Source organism: Paraclostridium sordellii, from assembly GCF_000953675.1.
GTDB classification, from domain to species: Bacteria; Bacillota; Clostridia; order Peptostreptococcales; family Peptostreptococcaceae; genus Paraclostridium; species Paraclostridium sordellii.
On the sequence record NZ_LN679998.1, the window covers coordinates 3,388,497 to 3,388,771 of the forward strand.

Here is a 275-nt window from a genome sequence, read left to right on the forward strand (position 1 = left end):
ACCTGGTTGATAGGTCAAAGGTGTAAGTGCAGCAATGCATGTAGCTTATTGATACTAATAGATCGAGGACTTGACCAAGATTATTTAATCAGATAAATGTTATACAGTTTTCAGGGTGCTAGCTCTAGGATATTACTTTACTAAATATATTAAAAAAATAAAAAAATATATTGACAAAATAAAGTAAAAATGTTATTATAATACTTGTTCAGCAAAGAACAAAATAATCTAGTTACTATAGCAAAGAGGATACACCTGTTCCCATTCCGAACACA